This window comes from Duganella sp. CF517 (assembly GCF_900110275.1).
Lineage (GTDB): Bacteria > Pseudomonadota > Gammaproteobacteria > Burkholderiales > Burkholderiaceae_D > Rugamonas.
The window spans coordinates 1-26097 of the sequence record NZ_FODC01000012.1; the positions used below are offsets into that span (position 1 = coordinate 1).

Annotated in this window: 23 protein-coding genes; 8 read left to right on the top strand and 15 right to left on the bottom strand. The window is 65.8% G+C overall.

Annotation, left to right across the window (positions count from 1 at the left end):
• Positions 1 to 399: alpha/beta fold hydrolase (locus BMX85_RS28880; protein WP_143068094.1), on the bottom strand; the 399-nt coding region annotated here is incomplete at its 3' end.
• Between the two features lie 176 nt (positions 400 to 575).
• Between BMX85_RS28880 and BMX85_RS28885 the strand changes: the two genes are divergently transcribed.
• The 3 genes from BMX85_RS28885 to BMX85_RS28895 all read left to right on the top strand — a co-directional run bounded on the left by BMX85_RS28885 (position 576) and on the right by BMX85_RS28895 (position 2648).
• Positions 576 to 1481 carry a LysR family transcriptional regulator gene (locus BMX85_RS28885; protein ID WP_090327835.1) on the top strand — a complete coding sequence of 302 codons (906 nt, stop codon included), beginning with the start codon at positions 576 to 578 and terminating at the stop codon, positions 1479 to 1481.
• 145 nt (positions 1482 to 1626) lie between these two features.
• Complete coding sequence (locus BMX85_RS28890) at positions 1627 to 1842, top strand: hypothetical protein (RefSeq protein ID WP_090327840.1); 216 nt, start codon at positions 1627 to 1629, stop codon at positions 1840 to 1842.
• Positions 1843 to 1880: 38 nt separating this feature from the next.
• Complete coding sequence (locus BMX85_RS28895) at positions 1881 to 2648, top strand: head GIN domain-containing protein (protein WP_090328019.1); 768 nt, start codon at positions 1881 to 1883, stop codon at positions 2646 to 2648.
• A gap of 98 nt (positions 2649 to 2746) precedes the next feature.
• On the opposite strand, the gene BMX85_RS28900 is transcribed toward BMX85_RS28895, so the two are convergent.
• The 11 genes from BMX85_RS28900 to BMX85_RS28950 form a co-directional block, all read right to left on the bottom strand.
• Positions 2747 to 3517, bottom strand: a complete 771-nt coding sequence (locus BMX85_RS28900) for a LytR C-terminal domain-containing protein (RefSeq protein ID WP_090327845.1) — start codon at positions 3515 to 3517, stop codon at positions 2747 to 2749.
• Positions 3518 to 3526: 9 nt separating this feature from the next.
• Positions 3527 to 4465, bottom strand: a complete 939-nt coding sequence (locus BMX85_RS28905; RefSeq protein ID WP_090327848.1) for a type II secretion system F family protein — start codon at positions 4463 to 4465, stop codon at positions 3527 to 3529.
• A 12-nt stretch (positions 4466 to 4477) separates the two neighbouring features.
• Complete coding sequence (locus tag BMX85_RS28910; protein WP_090327853.1) at positions 4478 to 5455, bottom strand: type II secretion system F family protein; 978 nt, start codon at positions 5453 to 5455, stop codon at positions 4478 to 4480.
• A gap of 5 nt (positions 5456 to 5460) precedes the next feature.
• Positions 5461 to 6807 (bottom strand): TadA family conjugal transfer-associated ATPase, encoded by a 1347-nt coding sequence (locus BMX85_RS28915; protein WP_090328022.1) that lies wholly within the window; start codon positions 6805 to 6807, stop codon positions 5461 to 5463.
• 16 nt (positions 6808 to 6823) lie between these two features.
• The gene (locus BMX85_RS28920) at positions 6824 to 7996 is read right to left on the bottom strand and encodes a CpaE/TadZ family protein (protein ID WP_090327857.1); all 1173 of its coding nucleotides are present in this window, start codon (positions 7994 to 7996) and stop codon (positions 6824 to 6826) included.
• 9 nt (positions 7997 to 8005) lie between these two features.
• On the bottom strand, positions 8006 to 8284 hold the full coding sequence (locus BMX85_RS28925; RefSeq protein WP_090327861.1) for a hypothetical protein: 279 nt from the start codon (positions 8282 to 8284) through the stop codon (positions 8006 to 8008).
• Between the two features lie 18 nt (positions 8285 to 8302).
• Positions 8303 to 9868, bottom strand: coding sequence for a type II and III secretion system protein family protein (locus BMX85_RS28930; RefSeq protein ID WP_229210723.1), 1566 nt, complete (start codon positions 9866 to 9868; stop codon positions 8303 to 8305).
• Between the two features lie 7 nt (positions 9869 to 9875).
• Positions 9876 to 10712, bottom strand: a complete 837-nt coding sequence (gene cpaB, locus BMX85_RS28935) for a Flp pilus assembly protein CpaB (protein WP_090327869.1) — start codon at positions 10710 to 10712, stop codon at positions 9876 to 9878.
• A complete protein-coding gene (locus tag BMX85_RS28940; protein WP_090327874.1) occupies positions 10709 to 12079 on the bottom strand; it encodes a P-loop NTPase family protein in 1371 nt (456 codons plus the stop codon). Before BMX85_RS28940 ends, cpaB begins: the two co-directional genes overlap by 4 nt.
• A 101-nt stretch (positions 12080 to 12180) precedes the next feature.
• On the bottom strand, positions 12181 to 12711 hold the full coding sequence (locus BMX85_RS28945) for a prepilin peptidase (RefSeq protein WP_090327878.1): 531 nt from the start codon (positions 12709 to 12711) through the stop codon (positions 12181 to 12183).
• Between the two features lie 75 nt (positions 12712 to 12786).
• Positions 12787 to 12966: a Flp family type IVb pilin gene (locus tag BMX85_RS28950; RefSeq protein WP_090327882.1), complete on the bottom strand. Its 180-nt coding sequence runs from the start codon at positions 12964 to 12966 to the stop codon at positions 12787 to 12789.
• Between the two features lie 497 nt (positions 12967 to 13463).
• Between BMX85_RS28950 and BMX85_RS28955 the strand changes: the two genes are divergently transcribed.
• A complete protein-coding gene (locus BMX85_RS28955; protein ID WP_090327886.1) occupies positions 13464 to 14507 on the top strand; it encodes a GGDEF domain-containing protein in 1044 nt (347 codons plus the stop codon).
• On the opposite strand, the gene BMX85_RS28960 is transcribed toward BMX85_RS28955, so the two are convergent.
• Positions 14504 to 15724, bottom strand: a complete 1221-nt coding sequence (locus BMX85_RS28960) for an HD-GYP domain-containing protein (protein ID WP_090327890.1) — start codon at positions 15722 to 15724, stop codon at positions 14504 to 14506. The two genes, BMX85_RS28955 and BMX85_RS28960, sit on opposite strands and share 4 nt — an antisense overlap.
• A 137-nt stretch (positions 15725 to 15861) precedes the next feature.
• Between BMX85_RS28960 and BMX85_RS28965 the strand changes: the two genes are divergently transcribed.
• The 3 genes from BMX85_RS28965 to icmF all read left to right on the top strand — a co-directional run bounded on the left by BMX85_RS28965 (position 15862) and on the right by icmF (position 23939).
• Positions 15862 to 16794, top strand: coding sequence for a LysR substrate-binding domain-containing protein (locus BMX85_RS28965; protein WP_090327894.1), 933 nt, complete (start codon positions 15862 to 15864; stop codon positions 16792 to 16794).
• A 188-nt stretch (positions 16795 to 16982) separates the two neighbouring features.
• Positions 16983 to 20561 carry an indolepyruvate ferredoxin oxidoreductase family protein gene (locus tag BMX85_RS28970; protein WP_090327897.1) on the top strand — a complete coding sequence of 1193 codons (3579 nt, stop codon included), beginning with the start codon at positions 16983 to 16985 and terminating at the stop codon, positions 20559 to 20561.
• Positions 20562 to 20639: 78 nt separating this feature from the next.
• Entirely contained in the window at positions 20640 to 23939 is a 3300-nt protein-coding gene (gene icmF, locus BMX85_RS28975) for a fused isobutyryl-CoA mutase/GTPase IcmF (protein ID WP_090327901.1), read from the top strand.
• A 27-nt stretch (positions 23940 to 23966) separates the two neighbouring features.
• On the opposite strand, the gene soxR is transcribed toward icmF, so the two are convergent.
• On the bottom strand, positions 23967 to 24407 hold the full coding sequence (gene soxR, locus BMX85_RS28980; RefSeq protein WP_090327904.1) for a redox-sensitive transcriptional activator SoxR: 441 nt from the start codon (positions 24405 to 24407) through the stop codon (positions 23967 to 23969).
• 70 nt (positions 24408 to 24477) lie between these two features.
• On the opposite strand from soxR, the gene BMX85_RS28985 reads away from it, so the two are divergent.
• A complete protein-coding gene (locus BMX85_RS28985) occupies positions 24478 to 24879 on the top strand; it encodes a RidA family protein (RefSeq protein ID WP_090327907.1) in 402 nt (133 codons plus the stop codon).
• Positions 24880 to 25043: 164 nt separating this feature from the next.
• Here BMX85_RS28985 and BMX85_RS28990 read toward each other — a convergent pair whose 3' ends face one another.
• Positions 25044 to 26057 (bottom strand): substrate-binding domain-containing protein, encoded by a 1014-nt coding sequence (locus tag BMX85_RS28990; RefSeq protein WP_090327914.1) that lies wholly within the window; start codon positions 26055 to 26057, stop codon positions 25044 to 25046.
• Between the last annotated feature and the right edge of the window lie 40 nt (positions 26058 to 26097).

The window sequence follows — 26097 nt, forward strand, 5'->3', positions numbered from 1 at the left end:
GGCGTAGTGGTCCATGTCGTTGCCGTCCCAGGGCTGGCTCGAGCGGCCGTGGCCGCGGCGGTCGTGGGTGATGACGCGGAAGCCGTTGTTGGCCAAGTGGAAGGCCGCCGATTCCCAGCTGTCGGCGTTCAGCGGCCAGCCGTGGCTGAGCACGACCGGTTGGCCGGTGCGCGGACCCCAATCCTTGTAATAGATCTCCACGCCGTCGCGGGTGGTGATGGTGCTCACCGAGTGGGCCACCGGACCGCCTTTGGCGACCGGGGCCGCTTCGGCGGCGGCGCTCATCGTTGCCAGTGGCACGGCGACGGCGGCGACGGCGGCGGCAGCGGCGCCGGCGCTGCTGAACAGAGCGGTGCGGCGGGAAAGGTTCACAGTGGTGGTGTCAGCGGCGTTGTTCATGATGTTCTTCCTTTTAGTTGATGTTTGGATATAGCTGTTTGTGCTACGATTCTTTGCAAGTTTGGCCTTGCGATGGGATGAATCTTATGCCCGCCACCGCGTTTGTGGAACAGACAGCGATGCAAGCCGGCTTTGCAGAAATGCACAGCTCCCACCCCACCCCTACGCCGACACAGATGCCAAGCAGTAACGACTTCGACTGGAACGATATCCCGCTGATCCTGGCGCTGGCCCGCAGCGGCAGCATGAGCGCCACCGGCCGCCAGCTGGGCGTGGACGCGTCGACCATCAGCCGCCGCATCGCCGCCGCCGAGAAGTCCCTGAAACTGCGCCTGTTCATCCGCGACAACACCGGCTACCAGCTGACCGACGCCGGCCGCGTCTTCGTCGCCCACGGCGAGACCGTCTATGGCAGTGTCCAGAGCATGCTGCAAGCGTCGTCGCAGGAGGCGGACGCCACCGCCGGCCCGGTCAACATCACCTCGATCGATTTCCTGTTCGACTACTGGCTGCTGGACCACGTGCCCGACTTGCACGCGCAGCATCCGCACCTGCAACTGACCTTGCAGGCGGAAAACCAGAACCTGTCGTTCACGCGGCGCGAGGCCGACTTCGCCCTGCGCATGGGCAAGCCGGGCGAGGACGCGGCGCTGGTGATGCGCAAGCTGGGCGACCTCGGCTTCGCCGTCTACGGCCACCCGCGCTACGCCGACACGCCGCGCGCCTGCTGGGGCACGCAGCCGTGGATCGCCTACGACGACGCGCTGGCCGGCACCGGCGAAATGCAATGGCTGGCGGCGATGGAGCCGCAGCCGCGCCGCGTGCTCAAGGTCAACAGCCTGAGCACGATGGTGCGCGCCTGCCGCGCCGGCGTCGGCATGGCGCTGCTGCCGTGCATCATGGGCGAGCCGGAAGGCTTGCGCCGCATCGGCGCCGGCGTCGAGGTGCAGCGCGACATCTGGCTGCTGAGCCATCGCGACGCCGGATCGATCGCCCGCTTCAAGGCCGTCTCCGCCTGGCTGACGCAGCTGTACGCCAGCCACCAGGACGCGCTGTGCGGCGCCGGGCTCAACAACCGCTAGGCCGCCCGCCCAGCCGCGCGTAGACCCCGTCAAAACGCAGTCTGGCCCCTCCTTTTTGCAGTTCGTCACATCCCGGTGGATGTACAGGTAGCCCTTGTCTATAGTTCACTCAACGCAACGAACTAATCAACCCAAGGAGCTCAAAATGAACATCGCAAAAAACATGGAAGCCATCTTCGTCGCCACCATCATGGTCGCCTGCGCCACCAGCTTCGCCACCGCCGCCGTGCCGGCAACCCGCGCAGTCGCACCGGCCACCGCGCCGGCGGCGGCAGTCGTCGCCAAGGCCGGCACCGGCGCCATGCAGGTGGTGACGGTCACCGCCAAGCGCCTGACGGCCGCCGAAAAAGCCGCGCTGTGATTCCACTGTAATCCCCACCGACGAAGATGGAGCGCATCATGAAAAAATACCTGAAGGCCGCGATGCTGGCCACGGCGTTGTGCAGCGGCGCCGGCGCCGCGCTGGCCGCGGACGTCGTCAGCGAGAGCCGCAGTGTCGATGCGCGCGCCGTCAACGTCGATCTCGATGGCGTCATCAGCCTGAAAATCAAACAGGGCGCGGTCGCTTCGCTGACCTTGTACGGCGAACCGGACGCGCTGAAGAAGGTGACGGTGCAGCAGAGCGGCGACACCCTGCGCATTGGCACCGCCAAGACCAACACCATCAACATCGGCGGCAAAAAGGATTTGCGCGCCGAGTTGACCTTGCCGAACCTGCGCGCGCTGGCATCGGGCGGCGTGGGCGCCACCGAAGTGACGGGATTCAGCGGCGACAACCTGCGCCTGGCGCTGGAAGGCGCCGGCTCGGTGAAGGTCAACGCCCAATACCGCAATGTCGACGTCAAGCTGGGCGGGGTAGGCGGCATGACCGTCAACACCGGCAACAGCGACAACGTCGAACTGCATCTTAACGGTGCTGGCCGCATAGAGATGATCGGCCAGACCAAGCAATTGAACGCCAGCCTCGGTGGCGTCGGCAGCCTCGATGCGCAGCAGCTGCGCGCCGAAACGGTCGACGTCAACATGTCCGGCCTTGGCAGCGCGTCGGTGTACGCGCGGAACACCGCCAAGCTCACCCTGAGCGGTCTCGGTTCGGCCACCGTGTACGGCAACCCGACCAATCGCAAGTCCGTCGCCAACGGTTTGGGCAGCGTGAGCTGGCAGTAAGGAACGCGCCGGGCGCTGGTATAGCGCCGGCAGCAACAGGAAACACATGGGTGTGTTTTTTTCCGTCCGGGAGGATGATCTCCACCCGGACGGTTTTTTTATTTGAAGCGGCCGCCCACGGCGGCGTCGTGCCCAAGGACGATGCGCATGTCGGCGCGCGACGACTTTTCGTTTTTCGCCGTCAGCGGCAGGCCCAAACGCTCCGACAGCGATTCCGCCATCGCTTGCTGCTCCATCTGGTATTCGATACGGCTGACCGGCACGCCGAAGTTCTTCACGTTCGTCAGCCGCACGGTCTTCAATCCCTCCACGCTCAACGAGCGCGCCAGCCGCGCGGCGGCGCCATTGATGCCGTTGCCGTTGCTGATTTCCAGACGCACCGGCAAGGCCGCCGCGGGACTTGCCGGCGCGCCCGGCATCGGCATCCGCGCCGGCATCGGCGCCGGCATCGCCATGGCTGTCGCCGCCACCGGCACGATGCGCAGCACCTCGACCAGCGCGCCGCCCAGCCGGCGCACCTCGGTGCGCGGCATCGACGCCGACGGCTCCGGCGCGGCGTCGCGCGGCGCGGCGGCTTTCTCCTGCAGCAGCGCGTAGTCGCGCCGCACATCGTGCGCGCGCAAGGTGGCCGCCTGCCCATACATCGTGCGTGCCCGCTCGCGCTGGCCGTCCGACTCCAGCGCCGCCGCCAGCGCCTCCCACCTGGCCGCGTCCATCGGGTCGGACAGGCAGGCCCGCTCCAGCGCCGTGACGACCTGGCCGCCCGGCGCCACGGCCGCTGGCGGCTCGATCGACGGCGCCTGCTTCTGCATGCCGCCGCATGCGATCAGCGCCAGGCCGGCGGCTGTCGCCAACAGTGTTTTCTTCATGTCGGACTCCTAATGGTTTCCAAGGGTTGGCAATACCGAACGGTATATCTGTATCCCGGCCGGCCCGACCAGCACCAGCATCAACGTCGGGAAGATGCAAAAGATCAGCGGGAACAACAGCTTCAGGCCGATCTTCGCGGCCGCTTCCTCGGCCTGCACGCTACGCTTGCTGCGCAAATTATCCGAATGCACGCGCAGCGAATCGCCCATGCTGGTGCCGAAACGCTCGGACTGGATCAGCATCGCCACCAGCGTATCGACATCTTCGACGCCGCTGCGCAAGGCCAGGTTGCGCAAGGCGCGCTCCTTGCTGAAGCCGGCCCGCATCTCCATCAACACCAGTTGCAGCTCCTGCGCCAGCGCCATGCTCTTGATATGGATCTCGCCGGCCACCTTGGCCAGCGCGCGCTCCAGACTCAGTCCGGCCTCCACGCACACGGTCAGCAGGTCCAGCGCGTCGGGAAAGGTCTCGAAGATCTCCCGGCAACGGTCGGTCGCCTTGCGCGTCAAGACCACGTTGGGCAGGTAATAGCCGATGCCCGCCATGAGCAGCAGCAGGTACAGGAAGCCTTTTGGCGGGCCGCCGTGCGATGCGGTGATGACCAGCAGCGCCGTCACGCCCGGCAATCCCAGCGCCAGGACGGTCTTGGCGGCGAAGTACAACGACGGCGCCGCCGCGTTGCGCCAGCCGGCGTTCATGAAGCGGGTGCGCAATGGCGAGCGCTCCCACCCGTCCTCCGGCAACGACAGGCGCGAAAACGGTTGCGCCGCATGCGCGATCTTCTCTGCCCAGCCGCCGGCGGCCTCCGGCGCCGCCTGCTCCGGCTCCACCACGTCGTTCAGCCGCTCGCGCACCTGCACCGGCGAAAAAGTCCTCAGCGCCAGCATCACGATGCCAGCGACGACGATGAACACTATCGCCAGGAAGATGATCTGCTGTCCATCCATGTCGCGCTCCTTTTATATCCTGATGCGTATCATTTTCCGCATCCACAAGACACCGCCCGCGGCGACCGCGCTCGAGTACCACATCAGCCGCACGCCGATCGGATCGGTCCACAGGACCTGGATGTAATCGCGGCTGGTGACGGTCATCAGCAGCATCACCGCCAGCGGCAGCAACCCCAGTATCCAGGCCGACATCCGGCCTTCGGCGGACATCACCCGCACCTGCCCCAGCAACTTGAGGCGGGCCCGTATCAGCCGGCTGATATTGCCCAGCACCTCGGCCAGGTTGCCGCCGGACTCGCGCTGTATCAGCACCGCGATGACCAGATAGCGCAGGTCCGTCAACGGCACCCGCACCGCAAGGTTGTGCAACGCCTCGTTCATCGGCACGCCGTAGTTGATCTCCTCGTAGGCGAATTTGAATTCGCCGGCGATCGGCTCGGGCATTTCTTCGCCGACCATCTGCATCACGTTGGCGAAGGAGTGGCCGGCGCGCAGCGCCCGGCCGAGGAAATCGGCCGCCTCCGGCAATTGCTCCTCCAGCTTGGTCAGGCGCGCGCGCCGCGTGCGCATCAACAGTATCCCCGGCGTGGCCAGCGCCAGCGCCACCATGGCGCATGCCGCCAGCGTCGGCATATCCAGCATGCGCGCGCCGACCACGCCGAGCGCCAGCATCGCCGCCGAGCACCCGAGGAACTGCGCCACCGACCAGCGCACGCCCGCCTGCAGCAGCAGATTGTCGAGCGCACCCAGGCGCGAGATGCGCCGCAGTTGCCGTTCCAGCGCCGGCAGGCTGCTGTAGGTGCGCCCTTTGAGGATATCGACACGTTCGATGCCGCCCTCGCCGCGCTCGGCCATCAGGCGCAGGCGCTTGGCGATGCGCCGCGCGCCGCGGCCATGGGCGCCGGACCACCACAGCCACGCGCCCTCGATCATCAGGATCACGGCCGCGAACAGCAGCACCGCAAAGGAGGAGAAGACGGCGTCCATGGCGCCTACTCGTAGATCCGGTCGGGATCGAAGACCGAATCGGGCACCGGTACGCCGAACATGCGCAGGCGCTCGGCGAAGCGCGGCCGCACGCCGGTGGCGGAAAACATGCCTTGCACCTTGCCGTTGGCGTCCACGCCCTTTTGCTCGTAGCGGAAAATCTCGTGCATGGCGATCACCTCCCCTTCCATCCCGGTCACCTCCTGCAGGCTGACCAGCTTGCGCGTGCCGTCGGTCAGGCGCGAGACCTGCATCACCACCGTCACGGCGGCGCAGATCTGCTGGCGCGTGGCGCGCGAGGTCAGGTTCACGCCGGCCATGCTGACCATGTTCTCCAGCCGCGCCAGCGCATCGCGCGGGGTGTTCGAGTGGACCGTTGCCAGCGAGCCTTCGTGGCCGGTGTTCATCGCCTGCAGCATGTCGAGCGCCTCGGCGCCGCGCACCTCGCCGAGGATGATGCGGTCGGGCCGCATCCGCAGCGCGTTGCGCACCAGCGAGCGCTGATTGACCTCGCCCTTGCCCTCGATGTTGGGCGGGCGCGTCTCGAGCCGGACCACGTGCGGCTGGCGCATCTGCAGCTCGGCCGCGTCCTCGATGGTGACGATGCGCTCGGACGCCGGAATGAACCCGGACAGCACGTTGAGCATCGTGGTCTTGCCGCTGCCGGTGCCGCCGGAGATCAGGATGTTGATCTTGGCGTGGCCCAGCGCCTTGAGCACCTGCACCATGGGCGGCGTCAGGCTGCGGTTGTCGAGCAGGTTCTCGATCGTCAGCGGGTTGACGGAAAAGCGCCGGATCGACAGGATCGGGCCATCGATCGCCAGCGGCGGAATGATGGCGTTCACGCGCGAGCCGTCCGGCAGGCGGGCGTCGACCATCGGGCTCGATTCGTCCACCCGCCGCCCCACGCGCGAGACGATCTTCTCGATGATCTTCATCAGGTGGGCGTTATCGTTGAAGGTGACGCCGGTCAGCTCCAGGCGGCCGGCGCGCTCGACATACACCTTGGCGTGGGTGTTGACCAGGATGTCCGACACGCCGGGATCGGCCAGCAGCGGCTCCAGCGGGCCGAAGCCGAGCATCTCGTGCTGGATGTCGAGCACCAGGTTGTGGCGCTCGTGCTGGTTCAGCACGATGCGCTCCTCCTCGATGATGCGCTGGACCAGCAGCGCCAGCTCGTGCTTGAACTGCTCCGGCGTGAGCCGCTGCAGGCGTTCCAGGTCGATCCGGTCCATGATCGTCTGGTGCATGCTCTTCTTCAGTTCCTGGTAGGCCGCGGCGGCCAGCCCGGGCGGACCGCTGTTGCCCTGCCGCCCGTCCTCGCCGCTGGCCAAACGCTCGCGTAAGCTCATTTTCTGCTCCAGCAAATCAATCGTTGTCGGTGCGCCCGAACAGGCGGTCGAACAGGCCCTTGCTTTCCGAAACGCGGCGCGCCGTCACCAGCTCCACCAGGTCGGCCAGGCTGCGCGCCACCGCGCTGCTGCGCGACAGCTGCAGCACCGGGATGCCCTGGTTGACCGAGTCCGTGGCCGACATGTAATCGTTGGGCACCGTGTGCATCACTTCCGCGCCCAATGCCTGCTCCAGGTCCATCAGCCGCAGCTTGCCGCCCTTTTCGTAGCGGTTGACGATCAGGCGGGTGCGCTCGCTCGGATAGCCCAGCGAACGGAAGATGTCGAGCAGGCGGCGGCCGTCGCGGATATCCGGCAGCGCCAGTTGCAGCACCGGGTAGATGGCGTCCGCCTGGTCGAGCGCGCGCAGCGAGATGGCGTCGATCTGGCGCCCGACATCGAGCACGATGTAGTCGTAGTGCTGGCGCGCCACGCGCAGGATGGCGTCCATGTGCTCCGGCTTCATGTCGACCAGGTGGTTGGGATCGTCGGCCGCCGCCAGCACGCCGAAATTCGACGCCACGTGCACCAGGCAGGAGTCGAGGAAGGAGCCGTCCATCCGGCTGATCTGGCCGCAGATGTCGGACAGGGTCATCGCCGGCTTCTGGTCCGACACGTACAGCGTGGCGTCGCCGAACTGGCCGTGCAGGTCGATCAGCAGCACCTTCTTGTCGGCCAGCGCGGCCAGCGCATAGCCGAAATTGGTCGACAAGAACGTGGCGCCGCTGCCGCCCTTGCACGAGATGAAGGCGAGCACCTTGCCGTCGCGCATCTGGCTGACGCCGGCCGCCACCTCGATCCGGTCCATCGACTCGTGGAAGGCCTTGTGCACCAGCGGCAGCTGCAGCACCTCGCGCATGCCGGCCCGCATCGCGCGGATCAGCAAATCCTGCTGCGGCTCGCGCGTGAGCAGCATGAACGACGCCGACGGATAGGTCTTGCCGAGGCGTTCGACCAGGTCGGCCTCGCCGGGTTCGACGTCGCTGGCGTCGAAGATCACCAGCTCCGGCGACTCCGGCAGCTGCCGCTCGACGGCGTCGCGCAGGCCGTTGCGCGACGCCACCAGCTGCACCGCCGGCATGCGCGCCGACCCTTGTGCGGCGATTTCCGCGTGTAGCAGGCTGTCCCTGCTGATCATCAATGCTTTCATGGTGGGTCCTTACTTGGAGTCGCTGCTGATCATGAACGTCGGCGCCGGCGGTGCCGTCCCGCTGAAGGTGCGTTGATACCGTTCGTAGGCGCCCTGCGCGGCCTTGCCGTCCATGCCGGCCACCGCACCGTCGCCGCGGCGCGGCGCCGGATCGATGATCTGCTGCGCCAGCGCGGTGCGGGTGGCGCCGCCGAACTGCCGGTCCCATTGCGGCGTGCTCTTGCCGAGCGGCGTGTTGACGCAGGCGGCCAACGCGCATACCGCCAGCATGCTGATTAAGATTCGCATAGTCGGTCCCAGGGGTGATTAAGGTTTTTCGGTACGTGGCGCCGGCAAGGCCGCCGGCGCGGGCGCGGGCGGCGCGCCTTCCATTTTCCCGCCGAGGAACAGCGCCGCGCGGCTTGGCGCGGTGGCGCCGTCGGTCGGCAGCTTGTAGTCGGGCGGCAGCGGCTTGACCAGGTGCGGGGTCACCACGAACAGCAACTCGGTGCGGTCCTGCTGGAAGTCGGTGCTGCGGAACAGCGCGCCGAGCACCGGTATTTCGCCCAGTATCGGCAGCCCGTGGATGTTGGTGGTGCGGTTGTTCTTGATCAGGCCACCGATGGCGAAGCTCTGGCCGTCGAACAGTTCCACCGTGGTGGAGGCGCGCCGCGTCGTGATCAACGGCAGGACGGCGGTGCCGGCGAAGCCGATCGCCGCCACGCCGACGCCCTCGCGCGAAATCTCCGACACTTCCGGCGCCACCCGCAGGTTGATACGGCCGCCGGCCAGCACCGTCGGCGTGAAGCGCAGACCGACGCCGAACTCCTTCTCCTCGAGTGTCACCTTGTTGTTGTCCTGCGCGACCGGGACGAAGATCCTGCCGCCGGCCAGGAAACTGCCTTCCTGGCCGCTGATCGCCATCACCGTCGGTTCGGCCAGGATGCGCACCATGCCTTCCTTGCGGTCCGCTTCGACGCTTACGCGGTTGCCGTCCGGACGGCCCATGCCCAGCATCCCTTTAAGCGTGCCGCTGACGAAGTTCGACGCCAGGGTGGTGGCCCAGCCGCCGCCGCCCACGCTCACCAGCAGCCCCGCCTCCAGCTTGTCGAGCAGCGTCTTGGACACCTCGGCGATCTTCACCTCCAGCATGACCTGCTGCGGCGCGCTGATGTTGAGGAAGTTGACGATGCGCGTGCTGCCGGCGGCACCGGCGCCTTTGGCCTCGGCGGGCGCCGCCGGCGCGCCCTTTTCGCCGGCGCCATGCAAGGGCTGCGCCGGCCGGCGCACGAACGCGGCGGCCAGATCGAGCACGCGCGCCGCGGTCTGCGCGTCGTCGACCATGCCGCTGATGACGAGCGTGTCGCCGGCGGCGCTGATGTGGATGTTTTTCTGCTCCGGCATCAGCGCGGCGATCGACGCCTGCAGCGCCGACGGATCGATGCCGACCACCACTTCGACCACGTTGCACATGCCGCTGCGGCCCTGCACGATCATATTGCTGGTGCCGATGTCGACGCCGACCACATACAAGGTGTCGGGCGCCACCAGCATGGTTTGCAGCACGGCCGGATTGCCGACGCTGCGCGCCTGCACCGCTTCGGGCATGCGCATCAACGTCGACTTCCCCAACTGCAGTGTCATGCCGCCCGGCGCGGCGGCCTGGCCGCCGCACCGCAAGCCCTTGCCTTCGTCCGGGGCGGCGGGGACCGGCCTGGCGACGGTCGCGGCGGCGGCTTTCGGCGCGGGCGCGGCGGCCGGCGCGGACGGGGGCGCGGACGGGAAGGCCGGCGCCGGCGCCGGCGCGCCCACGGCGGCCGGCGTGACGGCCCGCAGAGGCAGCGCTGCCGCCGCGAGTACGAACAGCATCGATAGGCGAAGTGGATGGTTCATGGCGTCCTCACAGACATTCCTGCGTGCGCTGCACGCCGGCGATGACGCCGGTGCAAGCGCGCGCGCGTGGAGCGGCCGCCACCTGGGGGCGGGGCTTGGCCGCCACCACCGGTTCGGCAACGGGCGCCGGCTCGGCAGGCTTGGCGACGACGCCGAGCAGCGAGGACTTGGTGGCGCCGTCGGTGACGCCGGGACGCGGATCGACCTGGTTGCGCAGCACCAGCGACAAGGTGCCGACGCTGCGCGCCAGATCCAGGTTCTCGGCCTGCGACGGCGTCACTTCCAGGGTGACGGCGTTGACCACGCGCGGCTTGGTCTCGTCGCGACCGACCTCCTGGGCGACGGCCAGCACCAGTATGCGTTCCAGCACAATCTTGGAGATGGCGTTCTCGTGGCCGCCGCCCGCCGACTGCGTGTTGACCAGGATGTCGACGAAATTACCCGGCAGCGCGAAGCCGGCCACGCCCACCACGTCGTTGACGCGCACCGTGATGGCCCGCTTGCCTTCGGTGATCAGCGCCGACAGCCCGCCCACCGTGCCGGCGGGCGCCAGCTTCGCTTCGCTCAACGGCTCGTCGCGCAGCACGCTGGTCTTGAGCACCCGCCCCACCAGCTTGGACGGGTCGAGCAGCGCGCCGCGCGGCAGGCTGTCGGCCGGCCAGTCCAGCGATTTCATCATCTGCGGCGTCAGCCGCTGACCGAGGTTGACATCGGCGGCGGCCACCACGATGCGGTTGGCCGTCGTCGGCGTCTGCCGCAGCAGCCAGCGCGACGCCATCAGCACCGCCCCCAGCCCGAATAGGACGGCCAGCGCCATCATCCACAGTGCGCGTCGGTTTTTCATAGGATGTGCTGGGCCAGTTGGTCGATGGCGTCGCCGCCGATGCTGGCCGGCCGCGCGCCGCCGGCGAACATGCTGCTCCAGGCCTGGTCGATGGTGGCGACGGTCAGGCGCGGCGATTCGCCGTTGAAGCCGGCGAAATCGACGATGCGGCCGATGATCTCCTGCGGGCCGCTGGCCAGCAACGGCAAGCCGCCGCCCGCGTGCAATTCGTCGATCAGGTAACGCAGCGCGGGCTCGTCGTAGGCCACGCCGGCGCTCAGGCAGCCCTGGCGGAACAGCGCGCGGTAGTTGGCCGCGCTCAGCGCGCCGACCGCGATCTTGTAGCCGACGCGGCGCAGCGCCGAGGTGTCGAGCAGCGCCTCCGGCGCCTGGCTGGTGGCGAACAGCAGCCGCATCCGGCACGGCGCGCTGAAATGGTAGCCGCCCGCCAGCGACAACTGGCTGCGCTGCAGCTCCTGCGCCTGCGAGAAGCGGTTGAACACATCGGTCGACGCCATGCGCTGGCGACCCAGGTCGTCGACGATCAGCAGGCCGTTGTTGGCCATCAGCTGGGGCGGCGCGCGGTAGCAGCCGTTGGGCACATCCGGCTGCGGGTCGAGCATGTCCTCGCTCAAGTCGCCGTCGAGCGCCACCACGGGCCGCTGGCACAGTACCCAGCGCGGATCGCCGCTGCGCCGCTCGGGCGCCTGGCGCACCTGGCGCGGCAACGGCGCGCGGTGCAGCGCCGGATCGTAGACCTGGATGATGTCCTGCCCCACCATCAACGCGTGCGGCACCGCCACCAGTCCCTGCTGCATGGCGCCGAGGCGCCGCGCCAGGGTCGTTTTGCCGCCGCCCGACGGACCATAGAGCAGCATCGTGCGGCCCGAGTACATCGCCGCGCCGAGCATCTGCTGCACCGACGGCGGCAGAAGATCGTCGGAGAATTCGGCCGCCAGATCGTCCGCGCACAGCTGCGGCGCCAGGCTGGCCTGGCGTTCGACCATGGCGCGGTAGACCTCCAGCGTGACCGGCGCCGGGCCGACGTAGCGGCAGCGCTCCATCCACGCGCTGGCGCGCTGCTTGCCGCCGGCCGTCAGCTGGTACTGGACGTCGATGTCGGACTCGCCGCGCCACGCCACCTCGGCCACGTGCTCGGCGACCAGGAAGTCGAGCGCCTCGCGCAGCACGTTGATCGACAGGTGCAGCTTGGTGGTGAGCACCGGCAGATGGGTCCTGCCGCCGACGTAGATGGCCTTGGCGATCAGCTCGACGACCAGTTGCTGCGGCAGCCCGGTGTCGCGCAAGGTTTTGGGCTGGGGCGGCAGCGCGTGGCCCGGCTCGGTCTCCGCGGGGGATGCATAGGGTGAGGGATCGAGGCTGAGCATGGAGGTCTCCGCAAGACTGAATTGTTTCACTAAGGAATCAAGTTTATCGAGCGGTGCCCGATGGACATTGATGCGCAGCAAACGGCGACCAAGCGTGCCGGTCAGCGATGCGCCCATGCCACAACGCCGGAGGTGCCCAGCGCGATGGCCACGCCATAGGGAATCCCGCCGACGCTGGCGATGGAGGCCAGCGGCACCGGCGCCAGCGGCAGGCCGAGCAGGCGCCACAGCAGCGGCTTGCAGACGAGCACGACATTGCGCCAGCCTTCGCGCCGTCGTCCGCCGCACAGCAGCAGCAGCACCGCCAGCACGCCGCCGATCACGTAGGCCAGCAAGCCGATCTGCACCGCGGCCGACGGGCCGACGAAGGCGCCGACCATGGCCATCAGTTTGACGTCGCCGGCGGCCATGCCGCGCAGCAAATACAAGGGCAGAAATAAAAAAAAGCCAGCTAGAGTGCCGGCCAGCCATTGCGACAGGGGCGCCCACGGTTGCCCGCCGAGCAGATGCAGTATCATCGCCAACAGCAAACCGCTTAAGATGAGGACGTTGGGTATCTTGCGCATGGCCAGATCGGTCACGGCCGCCTGCGCGACCAGACAGATCAGAATGACTTCGATGGCGTTCAACATGGGGAACTTTCGGAAGGAAAAGACTTTCCAGCCGGACTGCGCTGGAAAGCCCGGTGGCTTGCGTGGCTGGATTGATCAGGCAGGGTTGATCAGCAAGGCGATTTTGCCGAAGCCGCCCTCCAATGCGTCCGCCAGGGTGCCGAAGACCACGGCGACGGCGGCAGCCATCACCGCGGCGATCAAGCCGTATTCGATGGCCGTGATCCCCTCTTCGTCCGACGCAAACGCCTTTGCTGCTGCGATAAGTGAGTTCATGATGTACTCCCTAGTTGAGTCGATTAATAAAAAAACCTCTGTTACCCTGGTACGGACGGCCGGCCTGCAGACCGCCGTTTCCGCGCCATTGGAATTACTATACGGCTAGCAGCTTTATAGGAATTGACATGACGCAAGTTTTCCGCAGGGAACTATTTTGGTCGTTTTGATCAAGCAGGCGATGCGCGGCGCGCCCCGGTGCTGCCCTATGTCAAACTGGGGGGTGTTGCCCGCTTGTACGCTGAAAGCGGTCCCGGGACTCGGCTTGCTGTATGAAAATGGTTGCAAGAATGGCGGCAATCGGCGTCAAAGACATTTTTTTTCACACACAAGAATTGCCTTGATTGCAAAAAACTATTATCCTGCTTAGCTGTTCTTTGGAAAGGCCCCGTACTGCTTCCTTACCGTGCGCCTGACTATCAGAGAAATCGTGCTTGATAGGCGTGAACAAAGCGTGGCTGACCGCAAGGTTGTGTGTTAATTTTCCAGAGAAGAAAATGGATTCCCTACTGAAACACATGGTGGACATGACCGGCCACCGAGATCACACGATGCTCGACATCTCCGTGATTTCGGCGGTGCAGGAGCTTGCCCGCGCCAGCCAGGCCCGGGTGCTGACCCTGGCCACCGTGCGGGGCAAGGTGTTCGTGCGCGCGCGCGCCATCGTCGTCGCCGGCGAGCCGGCCTGCATGGTCGACAACACCGACCTGCACAACCCGGGCGAGCCGATCGAGAACTTCCCGGCGCTGGCGCACTGCATCGCCCAGCACGAGTCCGGCGCCGACGTCGCCAACGACGCCGGCGAGCACACGTTGTGGCTGCCGATCTGGCTCGGCGACAAGGCCGACACCTGCCTCGAGATCGTCAATCCGACGCCCTACACCAGCGACACCATCCATATCATCGGCGGCATCGTCAGCGTCTACCGCAACTTCCAGAACCTGCTCGACTATAGCGAGCGCGATTCGCTCACCGGCCTGCTCAACCGCAAAACCTTCGACGACCAGCTCTCCAAGATGCTGGCCGCCAGCATCGAGCAGGATTCGGTCACCTTGCCGGGCGAACCGGAACGGCGCCAACACGGCGACGAGGAAAAGCAATGGCTGGCGGTGGTCGACGTCGACCATTTCAAGCATGTTAACGACCGTTTCGGCCATTTATACGGCGATGAGGTGCTGATCCTGATCGCCAACCTGCTGACGTCGTCGTTCCGCGCGCAAGACCGCGTGTTCCGCTTCGGCGGCGAGGAATTCGTCGTGCTGCTGCGCTCGACCACGCTCGACAATGCCAAAAAGATCATCGAACGCTTCCGCCAGAACGTGGCGTCGCATGATTTCCCGCAAGTGGGCAAGGTGACGGTGAGCGTGGGCTTTGTCAGCATCAGCGCGCTGGAGGCGCCGGTGATCATCCTGGGGCACGCCGACCAGGCGCTGTACTACGCCAAGAGCCACGGCCGCAACCTGGTGTGCCACTACGACGAATTGCTCAGCGGCGGCCTGTTGCAGACCACCGCGTCGAACGACACGGCCGAATTCTTCTAGGCCAGCGTTAAAAACCGCATCGGATCGACATTCCACTTGGCCGCCGACTCGTGGCCGACGATCTTGTCGCCGCCGCCGAAGCCGAGGCCGCGCGACAGATCGACCGTTTCCGGCTTGATATACAAATTCTGCTTGGTGTTGAAGAACACGTTGACCTTGGGCGCCAGCAAATTGGTCTCGTGTGGCTCAATCACCACACCGAGGCGGCCCGACTCCAGCATCACCATCGTTCCAACCGGATAAATGCCGACGCAGCGCATGAATTCCTGCGCGTACTGCGGGTTGAAGTGGAACTTGCTCCACTCATAGATCTTGCGCAGCGCGGCCGCCGCCGACATGCCTTTGTGATAACAACGATCTGCCGTGATGGCGTCATAGACGTCGACGATGGCCGCCATTTGGGCCAGTTCGCTGATCTCCTCGTTCGCTTGCTTGCCCGGATAGCCACTGCCGTCGCGCCGCTCGTGGTGGTGCAAGGTGATATCCAGCGGAATCGGGCCGACCTCCGGCGTCTTGCGCAGGATGTCGTAGCCGTCGCTGGGGTGGCGCTTGATGATGGCGAACTCTTCGTCGGTCAGCGGACCCGGCTTGTTGAGGATGGCGTCGGGCACCAGCGCCTTGCCGGTGTCGTGCAACAAGCCGCCGAGACCAGCTTGATGGGTGATATCGGCCGCGATATTGCGCGAGCGGCAAAACGCAACCAGCAGCGTACAGACGCTAACGGAGTGCAAAAAGGTGTAATCGTCCTTGTTTTTGATGCGCAGCAAGCCCACCAGCGCGCCCGGGTTGCGCAGGATGGACTCGGTGATGCTCTGCACCACCGGCTCGACCTGGTCCAGTTCGATCGCCTTGCCAAGGCGGGCGTCCTGCATCACCGTGCGCACCAGGGTCGACGCCTGGTGGCGGATCTGCACCGCGCGCCGCATCTCCTCGCCCAGCGACACGCGGGTGACGACGGGCGTCTTGGCGGCGATTTCGACGATTTCGCGCTCGGTCGCCGCCTGCGCCTCGGCCAGCGACGGCGCATCCTCCACGTCCAGGCCCCTGCCGCTGTCGATGACCACGTCATGGATGCCGGCGTTGAGGATCTTGCGGATTTCATCTTCGCTGGTCAGCAAAAACCGGTTGCGGACAAACGGGTGCGTCATCCAGTCGCAACTCAGGTCATGTATATACATGCCCACTTTGAGCTGGGAAGAGTCGACTTTCTTTAACATACATGCACCTGCGTAAAGTCTGGAGAGGAGAATGGACTGAATTCAGTATAACAAATAGTTTCCTGTCAGGATCATATTTGCAAGTGCTACCATGTGTTTGTCCATGACTAATCCGGGTCGACCGCCGCGCCACCACTATGGAACTCCGCCAACTACGTTATTTTGTCGCCATCGTCGACCACGGGTCGCTGTCGCGCGCGGCACTGGTGTTGCACGTGGCGCAGCCGGCGCTGACGCAGCAGTTGCGCCAGCTCGAGGAGGAACTGGGCGTGCAACTGCTGCACCGTTCGGCGCAGGGCGTGCTCAGCACCGACGCCGGCAAGATCTTTTACGAACACGCGCAAGCCATCCTCAAGCAGGTGGCCGACGCCCGCTCGGCCGTCACCCAATCAGCGGAGCGGCCCAGCGGCGGCGTCACCCTGGGGCTGCCGCACAGCATCTCGGGCGCGCTGGCGCTGCCGCTGCTGACGGCCGCGCGCGCCACCTATCCCGAAATCACGCTGCAGCTGACCGAGGAACTGACCGGCAACCTGAGCGAGCAGCTCAAATCCGGCAGGGTCAACCTGGCCGTGCTGTTCGACGACGGCCAGTTGGCGCCGTTCGCCACCACCCCGCTGGTGGAGGAGGAGTTGCGCTTCATCTGCCGCGCCGACGCCGCCTACGCCCTCGGCCAGCGGACGCTGACGCTGGAGCAGACCCTGGGCACCACCCTGATCCTGCCGGGTCCGCAGCACGGCGTGCGTCCGCGCATCGAAAGCATGGTGCGCGCGGCCGGGCTCAAGCTGTCGAACGTCATCGAAATCAATTCGATCGCCATCCTCAAATCGGCGATCCTGGCCGACATGGGCGCCACTTTGCTGCCGTCGGCGCCCGTGCTTGACGAACTGCAACGCGGCACCATGCGCGCGCATCCGATCCGCCAGCCGACCATCTCGCGCACGGTGGTGCTGTGCGCCTCGAAAAACATCCCGCTGACCAACGCCGCCGGCGCCATCGGCCGGCTGGTGCAGCAAGTCAGCGTCGAGCTGTGCCAGTCCGGCACCTGGCCAGGCGCCACCCCGATCATCTGAACCGTCGCCCCACGCCGGGGTATCATTTTTTCTTATGGGGCGATTGGCAAACACTATTTCCGTATACGTCAACTCACGCCCATACTAGGTCCAATTCCGCTCACCATGCGGCCCCGGCCCGATCCTGGCGCGCCTACCCGGCGTGACCGGGTACGGGCGCGATCTGATACCAAAAACGGAGACCCGCCATGCCCGACACCACGGCAACCGGCCCAGAAACGTCCGCAAGAGACGATGGCGCCACCGCAGCACCTTCCCGACTGACGACCGTCAGCCTCGACGACAAATACACGGCGACCCACGGCGACATCTTCCTGTCCGGCATCCAGGCGCTGGTGCGCCTGCCGATGATGCAGCGCGTGCGCGACCAGGCGGCCGGCTTGAACACGGCCGGCTTCATTTCCGGCTATCGCGGCTCGCCGCTGGGCGGCCTCGATGAGAACCTGTGGAAGGCCAAGCCGCATCTGGAAGCGCACCACGTGCAGTTCGTGCCGGGGGTGAACGAGGACTTGGCGGCGACCGCCGTCTGGGGCTCGCAGCAGGTCGATTTGATCGGCGAGGCCAAATACGACGGCGTGTTCGCCATGTGGTACGGCAAAGGACCGGGCGTGGACCGCTGCGGCGACGTCTTCAAACACATGAACCACGCCGGCACCTCGAAGCACGGCGGCGTGCTGCTGGTGGCGGGCGACGACCACGGCGCCTATTCGTCGACCTTGCCGCACCAGTCGGACCACCTGTTCTCGGCGTCGATGATCCCGGTGCTGTATCCCTGTAACGTGCAGGAGTACCTCGATCTGGGCATCCACGGCTGGGCGATGTCGCGCTTTTCCGGTTGCACGGTGGCGTTCAAGGCGCTGGCCGACACGGTCGAATCGTCGGCCTCCGTCGATGCCGATCCGTTCCGCGTCGATGTCAAGATTCCGCTCGATTTCGTCATGCCGGAGGGCGGCCTGAATGCCCGCCTGTCGAGCATTCCGCTGGGCCAGCAGGCGCGCAATCAGGAAGCGCTGATGCAGGACTATAAAATCTACGCGGCGCTGGCGTACGCGCGCGAGAACAAACTCAATCACACCACCATCACCAGCCCGAACGCCAAGCTGGGGATCATCGCGTCGGGCAAATCGTATCTGGACGTGCTCGAGGCGCTGGAGGAGCTGGGCATCGACGAGAACATGGCGGCCGATGTCGGCCTGCGCCTGTTCAAGGTGGCGATGCCATGGCCGCTGGAGCCGGACAGCGTGCGCGAATTCGCCCAGGGCCTCGACGAGATCCTGGTGGTCGAGGAAAAGCGCCAGATCGTCGAGTACCAATTGAAGGAGCAGCTGTACAACTGGCGCGACGACGTGCGCCCGCGCGTGATCGGCAAGTTCGACGAAAAAGGCGAGTGGGTGGCGCCGCGCGGCGAATGGCTGCTGACCTCCAAGGCCGACTTCTCGGTCTCGCAGGTGGCGCGCGTGATCGCCTCGCGCGTCAAGCGCCTGATCTCCGACCCGGTCACCTGCGACCATATCAAGGCCCGCCTGACCTTCCTCGACGCCAAGGACGCGGTGCTGAAGAAGGCCATCAGCACGCCGTTCCGCCCGGCGTTCTACTGCTCCGGGTGCCCGCACAATACCTCCACCAAGGTCCCGGAGGGCAGCCTGGCGCTGGCCGGCATCGGCTGCCACGTGATGGCGACGTCGATCTACCCCGAGTTCAACAAACTGACCACGCACATGGGCGGCGAAGGCGCGCCGTGGATCGGCCAGGCGGCTTTCTCCAAAATCCCGCACGTGTTCCAGAACCTCGGCGACGGCACCTATTTCCACTCCGGTTATCTGGCGATCCGCGCGGCGGTGGCGGCCAAGGTCAACATGACCTACAAGATCCTGTACAACGACGCCGTGGCGATGACCGGCGGCCAGCCGGTCGACGGCATCACGTCGGTGCCGATGATCGCCCAGCAGATGGCGGCCGAAGGCGTCAAACGCATCGCGCTGGTGACCGAGGACCTGGGCCGCTACACCGATCGCGGCGCGCTGCCGTCGCTGGTCAGCCTGCACGACCGCAAGGACATGGACGCCGTCCAGCGCGAGCTGCGCGAAGTGGAAGGCGTGTCGGTGCTGATCTACGACCAGACCTGCGCGGCCGAGAAGCGCCGCCGTCGCAAGAAAGGCGAATACCCCGACCCGGCCAAGCGCATGGTCATCAACGAAGCCGTGTGCGAAGGCTGCGGCGACTGCGGCGTGCAGTCGAACTGCACCTCGATCCTGCCGAAGGAAACGGAGTTCGGCCGCAAGCGCACCATCGATCAATCGTCGTGCAACAAGGACTATTCGTGCGTGAAGGGCTTCTGTCCGAGCTTCGTCACCGTCGAAGGCGGAACGCTGAAGAAAACCAAAACCGGGGTGGGCAAGTCCGATAACGATGACGGCTTCGGCGCGCTGCCGGAACCCGAACTGCCATCGTGCGAGCAGCCCTACAACATCCTGATCAACGGCATCGGCGGCACCGGCGTGATCACCGTCGGCGCGCTGATGGGCATGGCCGCGCACTTGGAAGGCAAAGGCGCGTCGGTGCTGGACATGACCGGCATGTCGCAGAAAAACGGCTCCGTCACCTCGCACGTCAAAGTGGCGAAGACGCCGGCGCACCTGCGCGCGCAGCGCATCGCCACCGGCGAGGCCGACGTCATCCTCGGCTGCGACATGTTGACCGCCGGCGCCGCCGACGCGGTGTCGAAGATGCGTCCCGGCCGCACGCTGGCGGTCATCAACCTGCACGAGCAGCCGCCGGGCACCTTCGCGCAGAACGCCGACTGGCAGTACCCGGTCGCCGAGGTGCGCGCGCTGATCGAGGAATCGGTCGGCGGCCCCGGCGCCGCCGATTTCATCGACGCCACCAAACTGGCCACGGCGCTGATGGGCGACTCCATCGCCGCCAATCTGTTCATGCTCGGTTACGCGTGGCAGCGGGGCCGGATTCCGTTGACCGAGGCGTCGCTGCTGCGCGCCATCGAACTCAATGGCGTCGGCATCGCGTCCAACAAAAAGAGCTTCCTGTGGGGACGCCGCGCGGCCGTGGACCTGAAGCGCGTCGAGCGCGTGGCCACGCCGACGCAGGCGATCGTGGTGCAGATGCCGCAAAGCCTGGAGAACATCGTCGCCAAGCGCGTGCAGTTCCTGACCGACTACCAGAACGCCGCCTACGCCGCCACCTACGAGCAACTGGTGTCGCAGGTGCGCGCCAGGGAGACCGCGCTGGGACTGGGGAACAAGCTGTCGACCGCCGTGGCCAAGTACTACTTCAAGCTGATGGCGTACAAGGACGAATACGAGGTGGCGCGTTTGTACACGGACGGACGCTTCGTCGAGCAGCTCAAGCAGCAGTTCGAGGGCGACTTCTCGGTCAAGTTCAATCTGGCGCCGCCGCTGTTCGCCAAGAAGGACGCCAAGGGCCATTTGGTGAAGGCGGAATTCGGCTCGTGGATGTGGAGCGCCTTCAAGCTGCTGGCCAAGTTCAAGGGCTTGCGCGGCGGCGCGTTCGATGTCTTCGGCCGCAGCGACGAGCGCAAGATGGAGCGCGCGCTGATCGTCGAATATCGCGCGATGGTCACCGCTTTGATCGGGGGGCTTACCGTGGAAAACCACGCGCTGGCCGTCGAACTGGCGGGGTTGCCGGAAAAAGTGCGCGGTTACGGTCACGTGAAGGAGAAGGCGGTGGCGCTCTTCCACGCCGAGAAGGCGCGCTTGATGGCGCAATTCGGCCAGCAGCGCGCCGCCTGATCGTAAAAGCTTACGTTTACGTAAACGTCATATAATAAATGTACGACATAGATCGACGCACAGAATAGAAGGGACACCATGAACGACCTCTCCGCTCCGACCATCGCGGCAGTGCCGGATCAACCGCGCCTGGCCAACAAAATCCGCTTCGTCACCGCCGCCTCGCTGTTCGACGGCCACGACGCCTCGATCAACATCATGCGCCGCATCCTGCAATCGAACGGCGTGGAGGTGGTCCACCTGGGCCACAACCGCTCGGTCGACGAGGTGGTCACCGCCGCCCTGGCGGAGGACGTGCAGGGCATCGCCATCTCCAGCTACCAGGGCGGCCATGTCGAATACTTCAAGTACATGATCGACCTGCTGCGCCAGCGCGGCGGCGCGCATATCAAGGTGTTCGGCGGCGGCGGCGGCGTCATCGTCCCCGACGAAATCGCCGACCTGCATGCCTACGGCGTCACGCGGATTTTCAGCCCGGAGGACGGCCAGCGCATGGGGCTCGTCGGCATGATCCAGTGGATGGTGCAACAGTGCGACATCGACTTGTCGCAGTATTCCCCGACCTCGCTGGCGCCGCTGCGCGAAGGCGACGTGGCCTCGCGCCACCGCCCGCTGGCGCAGTTGATCACCGCGCTGGAAAACGACAAGGCCGCGCCGGCGCTGCGCACCGAAATCCTGGCCGCCGCCGAGGGCCTGCCCGTGCCGACCTTGGGCATCACCGGCACCGGCGGCGCCGGCAAATCGTCGCTGACAGATGAACTGATACGCCGCATCCGCCTCGACCAGGGCGACGCGCTCAACATCGCCATCATCTCGATCGACCCGTCGCGCCGCAAATCCGGCGGCGCGCTGCTGGGCGACCGTATCCGCATGAACGCGATCAATCCATGGGCAACCAATGGCCAACTTCAGAGCCGCGTGTTCATGCGATCGCTGGCCACGCGCGAGGCGGGTTCGGAAATCTCGGAGGCGCTGCCGGACGTCATCGCCGCCTGCAAGGTGGCCGGCTTCGATCTGGTCATCGTCGAAACCTCCGGCATCGGCCAGGGCGACGCCGCCATCGTGCCGCACGTGGACGTGTCGATGTATGTGATGACGCCGGAATTCGGCGCCGCCTCGCAGCTGGAAAAAATCGACATGCTCGATTTCGCCGACTTCATCGCGATCAACAAGTTCGATCGCAAGGGATCGCAGGACGCGCTGCGCGACGTCGCCAAGCAGTACCAGCGCAACCGCGAGCTGTGGAGCGTGCGCCCCGAGGAGATGCCGGTCTACGGCACGCAGGCGTCGCGTTTCAACGACGACGGCGTCACCGCGCTGTATCAAGGACTGCTGCCGAAGCTGGCGCAATTCGGCCTGCCGACCAGGGCGGGCAAACTGCCGGCGGTGTCGCTGCGCCACTCCAGCGGTAAAAACGTCATCGTGCCGCCGGCGCGCGCCCGCTACCTGGCGGAGATCGCCGACACCGTGCGTGGCTACCATCGCTTCACGCGCAAGCAGGTGACGCTGGCGCGCGAACGCCAGCAACTGACGGAATCGAAACGCATGCTGGCGCTGGCGCATAAAAGCGCCGATTTTGATGATGTCATCGCCGACCGCGACGCGGCGATGGACGCCGGCGCCAAGAAGCTGCTTGCCGGCTGGCCGGAGATGCAGGCCGCCTACGCCGGCGACGACTACGTCGTCAAAATCCGCGACAAGGAAATCCGTACCCGCCTGGTGCAGCACACGCTGTCGGGCACCAAGATCCGCAAGGTCGCGCTACCGCGCTACGAGGACCACGGCGAAATCCTGCGCTTCCTGATGCTGGAAAACGTCCCCGGCTCGTTCCCGTTCACCGCCGGCGTGTTCCCGTTCAAGCGCGAGGGCGAAGACCCGACACGCATGTTCGCCGGCGAAGGCGACGCCTTCCGCACCAACCGCCGCTTCAAGCTGGTCTCCACCGGCATGGACGCCAAGCGCCTTTCGACCGCGTTCGACTCGGTGACCCTGTACGGCGCCGATCCTGCGCCGCGTCCGGACATCTACGGCAAGGTCGGCAACTCCGGCGTCTCGATCGCCACCCTCGACGACATGAAGGTGCTGTACGACGGCTTCAACCTGTGCAGCCCGAGCACCTCGGTCTCGATGACCATCAACGGCCCGGCGCCGACCATCCTGGCGATGTTCATGAACACCGCCGTCGACCAGCAGATCGAGCGCTTCGTCGAAGAACACAAGCGCCAGCCGGACGCCGACGAAGCGGCCAAGCTGCGCGAATGGGTGCTGCAAAACGTGCGCGGCACCGTGCAGGCGGACATCCTGAAGGAAGACCAGGGCCAGAACACCTGCATCTTCTCGACCGAATTCTCGCTCAAGGTGATGGGCGACATCCAGCAGTACTTCGTCGAACACCAGGTGCGCAATTTCTACTCGGTGTCGATCTCCGGCTACCACATCGCCGAAGCGGGCGCGAACCCGATCTCGCAGCTGGCCTTCACCTTGTCGAACGGCTTCACGTTCGTCGAAGCCTACCTGGCGCGCGGCATGAACATCGACGACTTCGCGCCCAACCTGTCGTTCTTCTTCTCCAACGGCATGGACCCGGAATACACGGTGCTCGGCCGCGTCGCCCGCCGCCTGTGGGCGGTGGCGATGCGCGACAAGTACGGCGCCAACGACCGCTCGCAAAAGCTCAAGTACCACGTGCAAACGTCGGGCCGCTCGCTGCACGCGCAGGAGATCGACTTCAACGACATCCGCACCACCCTGCAGGCGCTGATCGCCATCTACGACAACTGCAACTCGCTGCACACCAACGCCTACGACGAGGCGATCACCACGCCGACCGACGAATCGGTGCGCAGGGCCTTGGCGATCCAGCTGATCATCAACCGCGAATGGGGCCTGGCCAAGAACGAGAATCCGAACCAGGGCTCGTTCATCTTGGAGGAGTTGACGGATCTGGTGGAGGAAGCGGTGCTGCAGGAGTTCGAACGCATCGCCGAGCGTGGCGGCGTGTTGGGCGCGATGGAAACCGGCTACCAGCGCGGCAAGATCCAGGAAGAGTCGATGCTGTACGAGCACCAGAAGCACGACGGCACGCTGCCCATCATCGGCGTCAACACCTTCCGCAATCCGAAGGCGACCGGCGAGCCGCAAAAGATCGAACTGGCCCGCTCCACCGACGACGAAAAGCAATCGCAGCTCAAGCGGCTGGAGGACTTCCACCAACTTCACGCGGCCCACGCGCCGCAGGCGCTGGCGGCGTTGCAGCAAGCGGCGATCGACAACGAGAACGTGTTCGAAAAGCTGATGGACGCGGTGCGCGTCTGCTCGCTGGGGCAGATCACCACCGCGCTGTTCGAAGTAGGCGGCCAGTACCGCCGCAACATGTGAGCTTCCGCAGGCCGGTATCGCCGCCGGCTACGGTTTGAAATGCGGGCCGGCCCCCTCCTGCGCCAATGCATCCTGTGCATTGCGCAGCGGGCAGGCCTTCAGCGACAGACAGCCGCACCCGATGCACCCGTCCAGTTGATCGCGCAACTGGGTCAAGGTCCGGATGCGCTCCTCCAGCTCCAGCTTCCACGCCGCCGACAGCCGGCGCCAGTCCGCCACGGTCGGCGTGCGCCCGGACGGCAACGCATTCAACGCCTCGGCGATAGCCGCCAGCGGCATGCCTACCCGTTGCGCCACCTTGATCACGGCCAGCCGGCGCAGCACCGAGCGCGCGTAGCGCCGCTGGTTGCCGCCGGAGCGCACGGAATGGATCAAGCCCTTGGCCTCATAAAAGTGCAATGCCGATACCGCCACGCCGGCGCGCTCGGCCAACTCGCCGACGCCCAGTTCCTTCGGTGGAGACGCCATATAAAATCCTTGACCTCAAGTTAAGTTGAGATTTTATAGTGTTCGGACATTCATCACACGAAAGGGCGCCATGCGTCAGCTTGAATTCATCAACCCACCCGGTTTGTACGACCCGCGTCCCAACGGCTACAGCCACGTCGTCGTCGCCGAGGCGTCGGCGCGCCTGATCTATATCGCCGGACAGGGCGGAGAAACCGCTGACGGCGTGCTGTCGGAGGATTTTGGAACGCAAGTGAAGCAGGCGCTGGGCAACCTGCAAACCGCGCTGAACGCCGCCGACGCCAGTCTCGCCAACGTCGCCAAGCTCACAGTACTGATCGTCGACCACAGCGAAGAACGCCTGCGCATTTTCGGCGACGCGCTGGTCGACGTGTGGGGCGACAATCCCGCCCCCGCCTGCACATTGATTCCGGTTCCGCGCCTGGCGCTGGACGGCATGCTGTTCGAGATCGAAGCGACCGCGATCGGATGAACAACAGACCGGGGTCAAGTCTGACAATCGGACACGAGATCAGCCGTATCAACTCATAACGGTCCCAACAGACCGGGGTCAAGTCTGACAATCGGACACGAGATCAGCCGTATCAACTCATAACGGTCCAGTTCGTGTCCGAATGTCAGACTTGACCCCGGCGTTTAAAGCGGTAGGCACGGCCCGACCGTGGTCCCGGCCAAGAACACCGGCTGCCACAGCTCGTGCAATTCGCCCGCCGGCGTGCCGTCGATCAGCGCCAGCAGCATCTGGATCATGCGCGCGCCGGCCTTGGCCGGCTCCGGCTGGTCGATCGTGGTGACGTTGGCGCCGGCCAGCGTGTCGGCCATGCTGCCCCAGACGATGATCGACATTTCCTTGCCCATTTCGATGCCGGCGTCGCGCAAGGCGCGCACGGCGCCGATGCCGGCGATGTTGTTGTCGACGATGACGGCGCTCGGACGCGGCGAGCACGCCAGCAATTGCTGCATCGCCTGGTAACCGCTGCGTCGGTCCAGCTTGCTATCGACCAGGTAGCGCGGATCGACCGCCAGGCCCGCCGCCGCCATCGAGGCAACGAAACTGTCGCGGCGCTGACGCGCGAAGTTCATCTCCAACGGCGCGCTGATCAACGCCACGCGCTTGTGCCCCCACGCCAGCAAGCGCTCCATCGCCATGCTGGTGCCGGAGGCGTTGTCATAGTCGAACCACGCGTAAGGCGTGTCGAGCTCGGTGCGGCCGTAGGCGATGAACGGGAATTTGGACTTGCTGAGGAAGGCGACGCGCTCGTCGCGCACCAAGGTGCGGGCCACCACCAGGCCGTCGACGCGGCGTCCCAGCACGGTCTGCTGGTAGGAGCGCTGCTCGGCGTTCGGCGACACCGGCGCGATGATCAGGTTCTTGCCGACATCCTCGAGCGCGGCCGACATGCCGGACACCACGTCCAGGAACATCGGATCGCCCAGGTCGGACGGCAGCAGCGGATAAATGATGCCGAACACATTGGTGCGGCCCAGCGCGAGGCTGCGCGCAAGCGGATTGGGCTGGTAGCCGGCCTCCTTGGCGGCCTTCAGCACACGCTCGCGCGTGCGGACATTGACCTCAGGGTAACCGTTTAACGCCCGGCTCACAGTAGTCTTCGACATGCCGAGAAACTTTGCCAGGAGCTGAAGATTCATAGAGAAACGCTCAATGTTGATCATTGATTATAGCGGCGCG